This is a genomic window from Methylobacterium mesophilicum, from assembly GCF_036441335.1.
Lineage (GTDB): Bacteria > Pseudomonadota > Alphaproteobacteria > Rhizobiales > Beijerinckiaceae > Methylobacterium > Methylobacterium mesophilicum_B.
Map to the genome: position 1 here is coordinate 82,308 of NZ_MLBW01000017.1, position 13,163 is coordinate 95,470.

Below are 13,163 nucleotides of genomic sequence, written 5' to 3' on the forward strand. Positions count from 1 at the left end.
CGAGGCGGACCCCGCCCCGATGCCCCCCGCGGCCGCGTCGGCGCCGGCCACCGAGGCGGCGGTCGAGGCGGTCGAGGTGCCGCTTCCGCCGCGCCGTCCGTCGCTCCAGATGCTCGCCGCCGCCACGCCGCGGCGCGCGCCGGCCGCCGCGCCCGTGCACGAGGCCACCGCCCTGCCGGTCGAGTAGCGGGCCCGCTCCGGCCCCGACGGCCGACCGGGACCACCCGCGCGGCCGGCCCCTCTGCCCACACAAGGATCATGCCCAAGGCTTGACCATCGGGTCGATCCGCAACACATAAGCGCCACGCCAGCAACGTGGTTGGATCGCTACGGTACGGACCGGAGCCGCAAGACAGCGGCCGTACGCGGGTGGCGCACGACGGATCTCAGGGCAGGAAACGCCGGTCTACGCGCGCACGTTCGGGCAGTTTCCTGTCCGGCGGAACAAGCAAGGCGCGATGGATCTCGAAGCGGCAGGCATGCAGGGCACGGACTCTGCTTTCGAGCTGGCAGGAAAGCGGACGGCGCCATGACCGGCGTGGTAGAACAGGAATCTCTCTTTCTCACGGACCTCGGGCGGCGCGTCAGGCACGCGCGCACCGTGCGCGGGCTCTCGCGCAAGGTCCTGTCGCAGACCTCGGGCCTGTCCGAGCGCTACATCGCGCAGCTGGAGGGGGGCCAGGGCAACGTCTCGATCATTCTGCTGCGGCGGGTGGCCAACGCCATGGGCGTGCGGCTGGACGACCTGATCACCGGCAACGACGCGCTGCCCGACTGGCCGGTGGTGCGCGACCTCCTCGCCCAGGCGAGCCCGGCCCAGATCGTGGCCGCCAAGGAGGCCCTGTCCGGCGGCAGCAGGCCCGAATCGAGCAACCGGCCGCGCGTGGCGCTGATCGGCCTGCGCGGCGCCGGCAAGTCGACCCTCGGCAAGCTCGCGGCCGAGCGCCTCGGCTGGACCTTCGTGGAGCTCAACGCCGAGATCGAGCGGGAGAACGCCCTCTCGGTCCAGGAGATCTTCGCGATCTACGGACAGGAAGGCTACCGCCGCCTGGAGCAGGCGGCGCTGCGGCGCCTCACCGAGCATCCCGGTCCGCTGATCCTCGCGACGAGCGGCGGCATCGTCGCGGAACCGCTCACTTACGATCTGCTCCTGCAGGCGTTCTACACGATCTGGCTGCGCGCCCGGCCAGAGGAGCACATGAGCCGCGTCCGCGAGCAGGGCCACCTCGCCACGACGGGCGACCACGCCTCCGCGATGCAGGAGCTGCGCGCCGTGCTGGCGAGCCGCGAGCCGCTCTACGCCCGGGCTCCAGCCACGGTGGACACCTCCAACATTCCGGTCCAGACGATGCTGGACCGGCTGACGGCGGTGATCGAGGCGCGGTTCGGGCAGGCCGTGCCGGCGGCCGACTGACCCGCGCCGGCTCGCTGACAGCCATGCGCCCGATGCGACCGCCGGGTCGCGCCGGCCCTTGATCGCCGCGGTGCAGCGCACCACGCTAGGGCGGAACCCGCGGTCCGGCGCGCTGCATTCCGCCCGCCCCGGGCGGGACACCCGCGCCCGCCCGAGCGGGCACTGGACCGGCCCGGCCGCACGCGCGATCGGCAAACCCGCGAAGTCCCGGACGTGAGCATCCGCCCATGAGCGCCAGTCCTGCCTTCAATCACACAGCCCATGACCTCGCGGTCGTCGACCCGGTCTGGTCGCGGCTGCGCGACGAGGCGGAGGACGTCCTGCGGACCGAGCCGCAGCTCGCCTCCTTCATCGTGGCGACGATCCTGAATCACACCACGCTGGAAGGCGCTGTCTCCCACCGGGTCGCGGCCCGGCTCGGGCACCCGTCGCTGCCGGCCGAACTCGTCGCCCACGCCTTCCACGAGGCGATCGCGGTGGATCCGGGGATCGGGCAGGCGTTCCGCGCCGATATCGGCGCGGTGATCGACCGGGACCCGGCGACGCTCCGGGCCCTCGAGCCGGTCCTGTACTTCAAGGGCTTCCACGCGCTGCAGGCCTACCGCCTCGCCCACCATGTCTGGAACCGCGGCCGGCGGGACCTCGCCCTCTACCTCCAGAGCCGGGTCTCGGAGGTGTTCCAGTGCGACATCCATCCGGCGGCGCGGATCGGGCGGGGCGTCTTCCTCGACCACGCCACCGGCCTCGTGGTCGGGTCGACCGCGGTGATCGAGGACGACGTGTCGATCCTCCACGCCGTGACCCTGGGCGGCACCGGCAAGCAGCGCGGCGACCGCCACCCCAAGATCCGCCGCGGCGTGATGATCGGCGCCGGTGCCAAGATCCTGGGCAACATCGAGGTCGGGGCCTGCGCCCGGGTGGCGGCGGGCTCGGTGGTGCTGCGGCCGGTGCCGCCGAACACGACGGTCGTCGGCGTGCCGGCGCGCGTGGTCGGCACCGCCGGCTGCGACGATCCGGCCCGGGCGATGGACCAGCTCGTCGCCCTCGACCAGTTCATCCACCTGGGCGACGGGATCTGACCCGGGGCCGTCGCGCTTGCCGCTCCGCCCGCGGCGTGGCAAGCCCTCGGCCCATCCGCGGCGCCCGCGCCGCCAGGGGAGATCGACCAGCGTGACCAAAGCCGAGACCGCGAAGCTTCAGGACTATCTGCGCCGCAAGTTCGCGAACAACAATATCCGCCTCACTGCGATGAAGACCGGCGACTCCGCCGAGGTGTTCATCGGCGAGGAGTCGATCGGCGTGATCGCCGATGACAAGGAGGACGGCGACGATTCCTTCGTCTTCCGGATGGCGATCCTCGACATCGATCTCGAGGACGAGGCCTGAGGCGCGGCGCCTCGGCCGCATAACATCCCGGGCCGGGCTCCGCCGGCCCGCACCTGTGCACGGATTAACGCTAACGGAGACTCGTGCTTAACAAGCGGTAAACGGCGTGAGTACAGTGCGCGCAACCTGTATCAGGAGCGCGAATAATGGTCTTCACGCCCGCCGCCCTCGAGTCGATCCGGACCCTGTGCATCGGACTGGCGCTGTCCGGCCTGATCGCCAGCGCCTTCGAGCTGTTCGCGGCCCGGCGGGCGAGCTTCAGCCTGCTGGAGCGCGGCGGCCTGCCGGCGGTCGCCGCCCTGCCGATGCTGGCCTTCTCGGCGCCGTTCATCATCCTGCGCAACACGGTGCGCGGCCGACGGATCGAGGGGCGCCCGATCCCGTTCGTGATGCTGGCGACCGTCGTCGCGTGCGGCTGGAGCCTGCTCTCCGGCCGCGTCGCCCTCGACCTCGCGGCGATGCTGGTCGGTGCCTGACGGGATCAGGGCTCGGCGGTGGCGACCTGCGCGGTGCCGTCCTTGCCCTCGAGGGACACCCAGGCCGCGCCGTCCTGGCCGGCTCGCTTGATGAAATTGTAGCCCGTGCGGCGCCAGGAGCGGATCGCGTCGGTCTTGTTGTCGAGGATGAAGTCACCGCGGTCGGTCCGGACCGTCAGCACGGCGTGGCCCTCGTTGGTCTCGTCGATCACGACGGTCATCAGCAGGGCGCGCCGCGGCAGGCCGCGCTCCGCCAGCATCCGCCGCTTCAGCAGCTGGTAATCCTCGCAGTCGCCGAACCCGTCATCCGGGAAGTCCCAGCGGTCGACGACGCCCCAGTGCGCCTGATCGGTGATCGGCCGGATGCGCGCGTTCACGCGGCGGTTGACGCTCTGCAGGGTTCGCCACACCGCCACGGTCAGAGGGATCTCGGCCGGCTCGGCGGTGTCGACCCTGCATTCCTGGGGTGTGCGGGCGCAGAAATCCGTCCAGCCCGCGATCGCCCGCACCGGTCCGGTCGGTTCGACGGCGGACACCTGATCCGGCAGGACCAGCCGTGCATGGGCATGGGTCGTGGCACCGCCCATCGCGAGGATCATGGCCAGCAGGGCGAAACTCGCCGCCTGTCGTGCGCGGCACGCCGCGTGCGTCCACCCGCGCCATCGCAGCGGGCCGAACACCTGACACGAGATACCGCCATCCGCGTGCCGCATGGTTCAAGCCCCCGCCGCCCGATGATGACGGAAGGGTGACACGGCCACGTGCGGCGCACAATGGGTGGAGACGAGGTAGATAACGCGCAGGAAGCCGTATCGGTTCCGATTTAAGAGAGTGTTGCATCCGCAGGGCTTGCCCAGAACGCATGCAGTGGGCGAATAGCCGCCCTGCGCCCTCTCCGAAGGCCTTGATTCAGGTCAGCTTTGCCGGCTTCTCAGAACGGCTCGCACGGGGATTCGCGGCGGGCTCGATCCAGACGCGTGAAGACGGCCAGCCCGTCGCCGACGGGGCCGCGCCCCAGGAAAGGACCCACCATGCAGCCCGCCATCCAGCAGGTGATCAGAGCGCTCGCCGAGGATGGTCGGGCCGGCGCGATCAATATCGCGGAGCACGCGGTCGATTCCTACCTCGCCGACGCGCCGAGCGAGGGCGACAGGGCGCTGTCGCGGGACATCCTGGTGCGGGATCTCGCCAGTCTCCGGGGCGTCGCCCCGCATCTCGCGGCCTTCATCGGCCGGGTCGAGTCCTACGTGGCGGGCCTCGCCCAGCAGTCCCTGAGCCGGGCGGCCTGAGGCCGCCTCACCGGTTGGCGGTGGTGACCGGGGAGGTGACGCCGCCGAGGGAGACCCAGGCGACGGCGTCCTGGCTCTCGCGCTTGATGAACACGTAGCCGGTCTTGTGCCAGGGCACGATCGCGTTGGTCTTGTTGTCGAGCACCAAGTCGCCCCGGTCGGTGATCAGGGTCAGCACGGCGTGGCCCTCGCCCTTCTCGTCGATCACCACGGTCATGCGCATCGCCCGCCGCGGCAGACCGGCCTCGACCAGCAGGTGGCGCTTGAGCAGCTGGAAGTCCTCGCAGTCGCCGATGCCGTCCTCGGCCAGGTCCCAGCGGTCGGCCACGTGCAGGTGATCCTGGTCGGTCATCGGCTCGATCGCCTTGTTGACCCGCCGGTTCACCGACACGATCGTCGCCCAGGTCGCGGGCGTCAGGCTGATCCGGGCCGGCTCGCCCCGGTCCAGCGCGCACTCCGCCGAGTAGGTCTGGCAGAACGTCACCCACGCCGCGATCGGCTTGGCGTCGCCCAGGATCTGGGCGCCCACGTCCGCGGGCAGGCTCGCCAGCGTCTGCGCCTGAGCCGGAGCGGCGAGGCCGAGCAGCGTCGCCGCCCCGACCAGCATCCCCCGAACCGCCCTGAGAAGCCCCGCGCCCATCGAACCCGTCCCCGTTGTTGAGGACAGGATTGCGCCGCAGAGCCTCCGCGGCGCTGAAGCGGATGCGCGCAATTTTACCGATTCGCCGGTGCGGGCCCGGTCACGCGCGACAGCGTCGACGGGAGACTTGAGAACCCCTGTAAATCGGCGGCTTCGGCTTCGGGAAACGGAAACCTTGAGGGTTCGTGACCTGTAGACCCGAGCCTTCAGGTACGCCGCCGTCTTTCCGGACGACGCGAAGCCGTCCGGGACTGCGCCACGTGGGCCACGCCGACCGATGTCGCGCCGCCCTGGGTCGCCTCGCCGCGCCCGCGATGACGGGGCGGAAACGCTCAGCCCGCCGTCTGGTCCAGCTTGCGCTCGGCCTCGCCCCTCAGCTCCGGGAAATCCGCCTGCGTGTAGGCGCGGCCCCGGTGCGGGTCCTCCGTGATGCCCTCGTGCTCCAGGCGGCGGAGCTGCACCCGCCGGATCTTGCCCGAGATCGTCTTGGGCAGGTCGGTGACGAACTCGAGCCCGCGCAGGCGCTTGAAGGTCGCGAGGCGGGCGTTCGTGAAGCGGAAGATGTCGAGCGCCGTCTCGGGCCCCGGGCTGGCTCCGGCGACCAGGGAGACGTAGGCCTTCGGGATGGTGTGGCGCATCGGGTCGGGCACCGGCACCACCGCCGCCTCGGCCACGGCCGGGTGCTCGATCAGCACGCTCTCCAGCTCGAAGGGGCTGATCCGGTAGCCCGACGACTTGAACACGTCGTCGGCGCGGCCCACGAACGTGTAGCAGCCCTGAGCGTCCACGAAGGCGACGTCGCCGGTGTGGTAGAGGTCGCCGTCCGCACCGGACAGGCGGCCCTGGCCGTCGTCGTAGCCCTGCATCAGGCCGGCGGGCCGGTGGGGCCCGAGCTCGAGGCAGACCTCGCCCTCCGCCGCCGGCTGGCCGTCGAGGTCGAGGACGCGCACCCGGTAGCCCGGGAGGGGCCGGCCCAGGGCGCCCGGCACCACCGGCTGCCCCGGCGTGTTGGCCATGAGCGCGGTGGTCTCGGTCTGGCCGTAGCCGTCGCGGATCGTGAGCCCCCAGGCGGTCTTCACGCGCTCGATCACCTCGGGGTTCAGGGGCTCGCCGGCCGCGCAGACCTCGCGCAGGGCGAGCCGCTTCCCGGTCAGGTCCTCCTGGATGATCATGCGCCAGACGGTCGGCGGCGCGCAGAGCGTCGTCGCGCCGGTGCGCTCCAGCTGGGCCAGCAGCGCGGCCGCGTTGAACGGCGCCTGGTTGATCACCAGGATCGTCGCCCCGGCGTTCCAGGGCGCGAAGAACGAGGACCACGCGTGCTTCGCCCAGCCCGGCGAGGAGACGTTGCAGTGCACGTCCCCCGGCTGGAGGCCGAGCCAGTACATCGTCGAGAGCGCCCCCACCGGGTAGGAGCGGTGGCTGTGGCGCACCAGCTTCGGCTTCGCCGTGGTGCCGGAGGTGAAGTACAGGAGCAGCGGGTCGTCGGCGCCGGTGGGCCCGTCGGGCGCGAAGGTCTCGGACGCGCCGAACGCGTCGTCGTAGGCCGCCCAGCCCGCCGTCGCAGCGCCGGTGACGAGGCGGACGGCGCCGCCCGTATCGAGGCCGGCGAACCGCGCGATCTGCTCCGGCCCGGCCACGATCGCCCGCGGGCAGCCGCGCGCGAGGCGGTCGGCGAGCTCGTCGGCGGTGAGCAGCGTGGTCGCCGGGATGACCACGGCGCCGAGCTTCATCGCGGCCAGCATGGTCTCCCACAGGGCCGGCACGTTGCCGAGCAGCAGGAGCAGGTGGTCGCCGCGCCTCAGGCCGAGCTGCCGCAGGTGGTTGGCCACCTGGTTGGACCGTGCCGCGAGCTCGCCGAAGGTGAGACTCTGCTCGGCCCCGCTGCCGGCCTCGACGATCCGCAGGGCGGCGCGGTCGCGGCTCTCGGGGCCGGCGAGGACGGCGTCGAACCAGTCGAGCGCCCAGTTGAACGGCACCGGGTCCGGCCACGCGAAGGCCGCGACGGCGGCGGCGTAGTCGGTGCGGTGGGCCAGCAGAAGGTCGCGGGCCTCCCGGAAGCTCGGCATGGTCGTTCCCTCCCCGTCTTGTGGTCTTGGCGGGCCGCCCCATCGGCGGGGGCGGACCGCGGCCTCAGGTGTTCTCGAACCGGGGCGGCCGCTTCTCCACGAAGGCGGCCATGCCCTCCTTCTGGTCCTGGGTGGCGAACATCGCGTGGAAGACCCGCCGCTCGAACCGGATCCCCTCGGTCAGCGTGGTCTCATAGGACCGGTTGACCGCCTCCTTGGTCATCATGGCGATCGGCAGCGACATCGACGCGATGGTCTCGGCCGCCTTCAGCGCCTCGTCGAGGAGCTGGTCGGCGGCGATCACCCGCGAGACGAGGCCGGCGCGCTCGGCCTCGTCGGCGTCCATCATCCGGCCGGTGAGGCACATCTCCATGGCCTTGGCCTTGCCGACGAAGCGGGTCAGCCGCTGGCTGCCGCCGATCCCCGGCATCACCCCGAGCTTGATCTCGGGCTGGCCGAACTGCGCGGTGTCGGCCGCCAGGATGATGTCGCACATCATGGCGAGCTCGCAGCCGCCACCCAGCGCGTAGCCCGCCACCGCGGCGATGATCGGCTTGCGCACGGCGACGAAGCGGTCCCAGTCGGCGAACCGGTCGCCGGCGTACATCTCCGCGTAGGTGGCGTGCTGCATCTCCTTGATGTCGGCGCCGGCCGCGAAGGCCTTGGCCGAGCCGGTGAGGACGATGCAGCCGATCCCCGGATCGGCATCCGCCTCGGTCGCCGCCCGGATCACCTCCCGGGTGAGCTGAAGGTTGATGGCGTTGAGCGCCTTCGGCCGGTTGAGCGTGATCAGCCGGACGCGCCCGCGCGTCTCCGTCAGGATCGTCTCGTATGGGTCGCTCACGACTCGCCTCCCTGCCCGCGGAGCATACGGATGATCGCGGAAAAGTCCTCACCCCCGTGGCCCGCGCCCTCGAACAGACCGTAGATCTGCGCGGCCTCGGCGCCCAGCGGCGTCGCCGCGCCCGCGGCGTTGGCGGCGGCCTGGGCGAGCCGGAGGTCCTTGAGCATCAGCGCGGCGGCGAAGCCCGGCTTGTAGCCGGTGTTGGCCGGCGAGGTCGGCACCGGGCCCGGCACCGGGCAGTAGGTGGTCAGCGACCAGCACTGGCCCGAGGAGACCGAGGCCACGTCGTAGAGCGCCTGGTGCGACAGGCCGAGCTTCTCGCCGAGCGCGAAGGCCTCGCTGACGCCGATCATCGAGATGCCGAGGATCATGTTGTTGCAGATCTTGGCCGCCTGCCCGGCCCCGGCATCGCCGCAATGGAACACGTTCTTGCCCATCGCCTTCAGCAGCGGCTCGGCCTTGGCGAAGGCGGCCGCGGCGCCGCCGGCCATGAAGGTCAGCGTCCCGGCCTTGGCACCGCCGGTGCCACCGGAGACCGGCGCGTCCACCGACAGGCAGTCCCGCGCCTCCGCGAGGGCGTGGGCCTTGCGGGCGCTCTCGACGTCGACGGTGGAGGAATCGATCAGCAGCGTGCCGGCGGGCAGCGCCTCGGCGAGCTGCGTCCAGACCTCGACCACGTGCCGGCCGGCGGGCAGCATGGTGATGACGACGTCTGCCCCTTCGGCCGCCTCAAGGGACGAGCCCGCGACCGCGACGCCCCCGGCGCGCGCCGCCTCCAGCGAGGCCGGCACGAGATCGAAGCCGCGCACCGTGTGGCCCGCCTTCACGAGGTTGGCCGCCATGGGCCCGCCCATGTTGCCGAGACCGATGAACCCGATGGTCTGCGCCATCCAACCCTCCCTGTCTTGTGTCCCGCTCCTCCCGCCCCGACGGCCAGCCCTGCCGAACCATGACGGGCTCGACGTACCCCTCTCCCGTGCGGGAGAGAGGCGGGGTGAGGGATACGCCTTCTCCGGAAAGACCTGGTCCCTCACCCTGTCCTCTCCCGCACGGGAGAGGGGACCGGCGCTTCCGTGAAGATCCGAAAGCGCCGACCGTCAGGGATCCGGGACGAGGCCCCTCACATCAAACCGGCCCCGTGCGCGATTCCGAGAAAACTGGCTCCGCCCGCTTCTCCAGCCAGCGGGCGATCCGCGCCGGATCGACCCCGTCGAGGGTCGGAGGGTTCCAGCGCGGGCTCTTGTCCTTGTCGATCACCGCGGCGCGGATGCCCTCGCGGAAGTCGCCCTCCGCCAGCAGCGCCAGCGAGGCGTGGAACTCGCGTTCCAGGCAGGCCTCCAGGTTCGGCGCGCCGCGGCCGAGGCGCAGGAGGCACAGCGTCAGGACGAGGCTCGACGGCGCCTTGCTCAGGAGCGTCGCCCGGGTCGCGGCAGCGAAGTCCGAGCCGTTCGCCGCCAGGGCCGACAGGATCTCGTCGACCATGTCGAAGGCGAAGCAGCGGTCGATCACCGCGCGGCGCGCGGCCAGGGGCGCCGGGCCGGGATCCCGCGCACGGCGCGCGATCGCGTCCCGCACGCCCTCCGCGCCGGCATCGGGCGCCAGAGCCGCGAGGGCCTCGATCAGATCCGGCAGAGCCGCGGACGGCACCATCGCGTCCGCGAGGCTGCAGAGCAGTGCGTCGGCCGCGCCGACCGGCTCGCCGGTCAGGCCGAGATAGGTGCCGAGCTCTCCGGGCGCGCGCGGCAGCAGCCACGTGCCGCCGACATCCGGCAGGTAGCCGATGCCGGTTTCCGGCATGGCGACGCGGGAGCGCTCGGTGACGATGCGGTGCGCGGCGTGGCCCGCGAGCCCGACGCCGCCGCCCATGGTGATACCGTCCATCACCGCCACGAAGGGCTTCCCGCAGGCGGCGATGCGGGAATCGAGCCTGTACTCGTCCCGCCAGAAGGTCTCGGCGAAGGCGGTGTCGGGGCTGTCGTAGAGGGAGCGCAGGTCGCCGCCGGCGCACAGGCCGCGCTCGCCCTCGCCGGTGAGCAGCACCGCGGCGATGCCCGGATCGGCGGAGAAGCCGTCGAGGGCCCGGTCGATCTCGCCGACCATGCCGTGGGTCAGGGCGTTGAGGGCCTTCGGCCGGTTGAGCCGCAGGCGGCCCAGCGCGCCGACCCGCTCGACGATGACGTCGCTCATCGGCGACCCCCGGTCAGCCCGCGGGCGATGATCACCCGCATGATCTCGTTCGTCCCCTCCAGGATCTGGTGGACCCGCAGGTCCCGGACGATCTTCTCGACGCCGTACTCGGCGAGGTAGCCGTAGCCGCCGTGAAGCTGCAGCGCCTGGTTGGCGACCTCGAAGGCCGCGTCGGTGACGTGGCGCTTGGCCATGGCGCAGAGCTGGGTCGCGGCCGGGTCCTTGGCGTCGAGCGCGGCGGCCGCGTGGCGCAGGAAGGTCCGCGAGACCTCGAGGCTCGTCGCCATGTCGGCGAGCCGGAACTGCAGCGCCTGGAAATCGGTGAGCCGCGCCCCGAAGGCGCGGCGGTCGCCCATGTAGGCGAGCGCCCTGTCGAGGGCCGCCTGCGCGCCGCCGAGCGAGCAGGCCGCGATGTTGAGACGGCCCCCGTCGAGGCCGCTCATGGCGATCTTGAAGCCCTGGCCCTCGGCGCCGAGTCGGTTCTCCACCGGCACCCGGCAGCCGTCGAAGCGCACCGCGCGGGTCGGCTGGGCGTTCCAGCCCATCTTGCGCTCGTCGGCCCCGAAGGACAGGCCGGGCGTGCCCTTCTCGACCACGATCGCGGAGATCCCCGCCGGGCCGGCCTCGCCGGTGCGGACCATGCAGACGTAGAGGTCGCTGGCGCCGGCGCCCGAGATGAACTGCTTCTCGCCGGAGAGCACGTAATGGTCGCCGTCCCGCTCGGCGCGGGTGCGGAGCGCCGCGGCGTCGGAGCCCGAGCCCGGCTCGGTGAGGCAGTAGCTGGCGATCCGCTCCATGCCCATGAGCGACGGCAGCCAGCGGCGGCGCTGATCGTCGCCGCCGTAGGCGTCGATCATCCAGGCGCACATGTTGTGGATCGACAGGAACGCCGCCACGGTCGGGCAGCCGGTGCTCAGCGCCTCGAAGATCAGCGTCGCGTCGAGGCGCGACAGGCCCGACCCGCCGACATCCTCGCGGACGTAGATGCCCGCCATGCCGAGGGCGGCCGCTTCCCGCAGGGTCTCGACCGGGAAGGTCTTGTCGCGGTCCCAGTCGAGGGCGTGCGGCGCGATGTGCTCGGCCGCGAAGCCGAGGGCCATCTCGCGGATCGCGGTCCGGTCCTCGTCGAGCCCGAAACTCATGGGCGTGGCTCCAACAGTTCAGAACGGATGCACCTGGAAGAACAGGCGCATTCCCCTCCCCCCTTGTGGGGAGGGGTCAGGGGTGGGGGTGGTGCAGGATCGAACGTCCCGGTGCCGTCTGCACCACCCCCACCTCCGGCTCCTCCCCACAAGGGGGAGGAGAGAAAAAGCGGCGCTACCGCATCGTCGGGATGGAGAATTCCGCCCCGCTCTTGATGCCGCTCGGCCAGCGCTGCGTCACGGTCTTGGTCTTGGTGTAGAACCGGATCGAGTCCGGCCCGTGCTGGTTCAGGTCGCCGAAGCCCGAGCGCTTCCAGCCGCCGAAGGTGTGGTAGGCGATCGGGACCGGGATCGGCACGTTGACGCCGACCATGCCGACGTTGACCCGCGCGGTGAAGTCGCGGGCCGCGTCGCCGTCCTGTGTGAAGATCGCGACGCCGTTGCCGTACTGGTGGGTCGAGGGCAGCGCCAAAGCCTCCTCGTAATCCTTGGCCCGCACCACCGAGAGCACGGGGCCGAAGATCTCCTCCTTGTAGATCGTCATGTCGGGCGTCACGCGGTCGAACAGCGAGCCGCCCATGTAGAAGCCGTTCTCGTAGCCCTGGAGCTTGAAGCCGCGGCCGTCGACGGCGAGCTGCGCGCCCTCGGCAACGCCCTTGTCGATGTAGCTCGCGACCTTCTGCACGGCCTCCCGGGTGACCAGCGGGCCGTAATCGGCCGAGCCGTCGTGCGAGGGCCCGATCTTGAGCGACTCGACCCGCGGGATCAGCTTCTCCATCAGGCGGTCGGCGGTCTGCTCGCCCACCGGCACCGCCACCGAGATCGCCATGCAGCGCTCGCCGGCCGAGCCGTAGCCGGCGCCGATCAGCGCGTCGACCGCCTGGCCCATGTCGGCGTCCGGCATGATGATCATGTGGTTCTTGGCGCCCCCGAAGCACTGGGCGCGCTTGCCCGTCTCGGCGGCGCGCACGTAGATGTACTCGGCGATGTGCGAGGAGCCGACGAAGCCCACCGCCTTGATGTCCTCGTCGTCGAGGATGGCGTCGACCGCCTCCTTGTCGCCGTTGACGACGTTGAGGATCCCCGGCGGCAGGCCCGCCTCCAGGAAGATCTCGGCGATGCGGATCGGCACGCTCGGGTCGCGCTCGGACGGCTTCAGGATGAAGGCGTTGCCGCAGGCGATGGCCGGGGCGCATTTCCACAGCGGGATCATGGCCGGGAAGTTGAACGGCGTGATGCCCGCCACGACGCCGAGCGGCTGGCGCAGGGAGTAGACGTCGATCCCGGGCCCGGCACCTTCGGTGTACTCGCCCTTGAGCAGGTGCGGGATGCCGCAGGCGAACTCCACGACCTCGACGCCGCGCTGGATATCGCCCTTGGCGTCCGGCACGGTCTTGCCGTGCTCGGAGGCGAGCAGCTCGGCGAGCGCGTCGTTCTCGCCGCGGATCAGCTCGAGGAAGCGCATCATCACCCGGGCGCGCTTCTGCGGGTTGGTCGCCGCCCAGGCCGGCTGGGCCGCCTTGGCGTTCTCGACGGCGGCGCGCATCTCGGCCTTGCTGGCCAGCGCGACCTTGGCCTGGACCTCGCCGGTCGAGGGATGGAACACGTCGGCGAACCGCCCGCTCTCACCGCCGACGTTCCGGCCGTCGATGTAGTGTCCGATCGTGCGCATGCGCGCCTCCCTGTGATGTGGCGTTCGATTTTGGCGCACCCTATCAG

13 protein-coding genes and 1 pseudogene are annotated in these 13,163 nt (G+C 71.5%); 6 read left to right on the top strand and 8 right to left on the bottom strand.

From position 1 onward, the window contains the following. The 5 genes and pseudogenes from MMR14E_RS13045 to MMR14E_RS13065 all read left to right on the top strand — a co-directional run. A pseudogene (locus MMR14E_RS13045) lies at positions 1–187 on the top strand (lytic transglycosylase domain-containing protein); the annotation flags it as partial. A gap of 342 nt (positions 188–529) precedes the next feature. Then, positions 530–1,414, top strand: a complete 885-nt coding sequence (locus MMR14E_RS13050; protein WP_331314853.1) for a helix-turn-helix transcriptional regulator — start codon at positions 530–532, stop codon at positions 1,412–1,414. A gap of 227 nt (positions 1,415–1,641) precedes the next feature. Further along, positions 1,642–2,493 carry a serine O-acetyltransferase gene (gene cysE, locus MMR14E_RS13055; RefSeq protein WP_331314854.1) on the top strand — a complete coding sequence of 284 codons (852 nt, stop codon included), beginning with the start codon at positions 1,642–1,644 and terminating at the stop codon, positions 2,491–2,493. Positions 2,494–2,584: 91 nt separating this feature from the next. After that, positions 2,585–2,800 carry a DUF3126 family protein gene (locus MMR14E_RS13060; protein ID WP_243909648.1) on the top strand — a complete coding sequence of 72 codons (216 nt, stop codon included), beginning with the start codon at positions 2,585–2,587 and terminating at the stop codon, positions 2,798–2,800. A 146-nt stretch (positions 2,801–2,946) separates the two neighbouring features. Beyond that, entirely contained in the window at positions 2,947–3,276 is a 330-nt protein-coding gene (locus tag MMR14E_RS13065; RefSeq protein WP_331314856.1) for a DUF6949 family protein, read from the top strand. A gap of 5 nt (positions 3,277–3,281) precedes the next feature. Here MMR14E_RS13065 and MMR14E_RS13070 read toward each other — a convergent pair whose 3' ends face one another. Continuing rightward, the gene (locus MMR14E_RS13070; RefSeq protein WP_331314858.1) at positions 3,282–3,989 is read right to left on the bottom strand and encodes a transglutaminase-like cysteine peptidase; all 708 of its coding nucleotides are present in this window, start codon (positions 3,987–3,989) and stop codon (positions 3,282–3,284) included. Positions 3,990–4,307: 318 nt separating this feature from the next. Here MMR14E_RS13070 and MMR14E_RS13075 point away from each other — a divergent pair, with 318 nt between their 5' ends. After that, positions 4,308–4,565 (top strand): hypothetical protein, encoded by a 258-nt coding sequence (locus tag MMR14E_RS13075; protein WP_331314859.1) that lies wholly within the window; start codon positions 4,308–4,310, stop codon positions 4,563–4,565. Between the two features lie 7 nt (positions 4,566–4,572). On the opposite strand, the gene MMR14E_RS13080 is transcribed toward MMR14E_RS13075, so the two are convergent. The 7 genes from MMR14E_RS13080 to MMR14E_RS13110 form a co-directional block, all read right to left on the bottom strand. Then, on the bottom strand, positions 4,573–5,205 hold the full coding sequence (locus tag MMR14E_RS13080; RefSeq protein WP_419539340.1) for a transglutaminase-like cysteine peptidase: 633 nt from the start codon (positions 5,203–5,205) through the stop codon (positions 4,573–4,575). A 332-nt stretch (positions 5,206–5,537) separates the two neighbouring features. Continuing rightward, positions 5,538–7,271: an AMP-binding protein gene (locus tag MMR14E_RS13085; RefSeq protein ID WP_331314860.1), complete on the bottom strand. Its 1,734-nt coding sequence runs from the start codon at positions 7,269–7,271 to the stop codon at positions 5,538–5,540. Positions 7,272–7,335: 64 nt separating this feature from the next. Next, positions 7,336–8,115 (bottom strand): enoyl-CoA hydratase, encoded by a 780-nt coding sequence (locus MMR14E_RS13090; protein WP_331314862.1) that lies wholly within the window; start codon positions 8,113–8,115, stop codon positions 7,336–7,338. After that, entirely contained in the window at positions 8,112–9,005 is an 894-nt protein-coding gene (mmsB, locus tag MMR14E_RS13095; RefSeq protein ID WP_331314864.1) for a 3-hydroxyisobutyrate dehydrogenase, read from the bottom strand. Before mmsB ends, MMR14E_RS13090 begins: the two co-directional genes overlap by 4 nt. A gap of 235 nt (positions 9,006–9,240) precedes the next feature. Then, entirely contained in the window at positions 9,241–10,302 is a 1,062-nt protein-coding gene (locus MMR14E_RS13100; protein WP_331314866.1) for an enoyl-CoA hydratase/isomerase family protein, read from the bottom strand. Further along, on the bottom strand, positions 10,299–11,444 hold the full coding sequence (locus tag MMR14E_RS13105) for an isobutyryl-CoA dehydrogenase (RefSeq protein WP_331314868.1): 1,146 nt from the start codon (positions 11,442–11,444) through the stop codon (positions 10,299–10,301). The genes MMR14E_RS13100 and MMR14E_RS13105 overlap by 4 nt, the downstream gene beginning before the upstream one ends. A gap of 175 nt (positions 11,445–11,619) precedes the next feature. Further along, on the bottom strand, positions 11,620–13,116 hold the full coding sequence (locus MMR14E_RS13110) for a CoA-acylating methylmalonate-semialdehyde dehydrogenase (RefSeq protein WP_331314870.1): 1,497 nt from the start codon (positions 13,114–13,116) through the stop codon (positions 11,620–11,622). Between the last annotated feature and the right edge of the window lie 47 nt (positions 13,117–13,163).

Excerpts from the sequence above, each read along its gene's own strand:
- MMR14E_RS13050 (WP_331314853.1), top strand. The coding sequence starts at position 530 with ATGACCGGCGTGGTAGAACAGGAATCTCTCTTTCTCACGGACCTCGGG.
- cysE (WP_331314854.1), top strand. The coding sequence starts at position 1,642 with ATGAGCGCCAGTCCTGCCTTCAATCACACAGCCCATGACCTCGCGGTC.
- MMR14E_RS13065 (WP_331314856.1), top strand. The coding sequence starts at position 2,947 with ATGGTCTTCACGCCCGCCGCCCTCGAGTCGATCCGGACCCTGTGCATC.
- MMR14E_RS13070 (WP_331314858.1), bottom strand. The coding sequence starts at position 3,989 with ATGCGGCACGCGGATGGCGGTATCTCGTGTCAGGTGTTCGGCCCGCTG.
- MMR14E_RS13075 (WP_331314859.1), top strand. The coding sequence starts at position 4,308 with ATGCAGCCCGCCATCCAGCAGGTGATCAGAGCGCTCGCCGAGGATGGT.
- MMR14E_RS13080 (WP_419539340.1), bottom strand. The coding sequence starts at position 5,205 with ATGGGCGCGGGGCTTCTCAGGGCGGTTCGGGGGATGCTGGTCGGGGCG.
- MMR14E_RS13085 (WP_331314860.1), bottom strand. The coding sequence starts at position 7,271 with ATGCCGAGCTTCCGGGAGGCCCGCGACCTTCTGCTGGCCCACCGCACC.
- mmsB (WP_331314864.1), bottom strand. The coding sequence starts at position 9,005 with ATGGCGCAGACCATCGGGTTCATCGGTCTCGGCAACATGGGCGGGCCC.
- MMR14E_RS13100 (WP_331314866.1), bottom strand. The coding sequence starts at position 10,302 with ATGAGCGACGTCATCGTCGAGCGGGTCGGCGCGCTGGGCCGCCTGCGG.
- MMR14E_RS13105 (WP_331314868.1), bottom strand. The coding sequence starts at position 11,444 with ATGAGTTTCGGGCTCGACGAGGACCGGACCGCGATCCGCGAGATGGCC.
- MMR14E_RS13110 (WP_331314870.1), bottom strand. The coding sequence starts at position 13,116 with ATGCGCACGATCGGACACTACATCGACGGCCGGAACGTCGGCGGTGAG.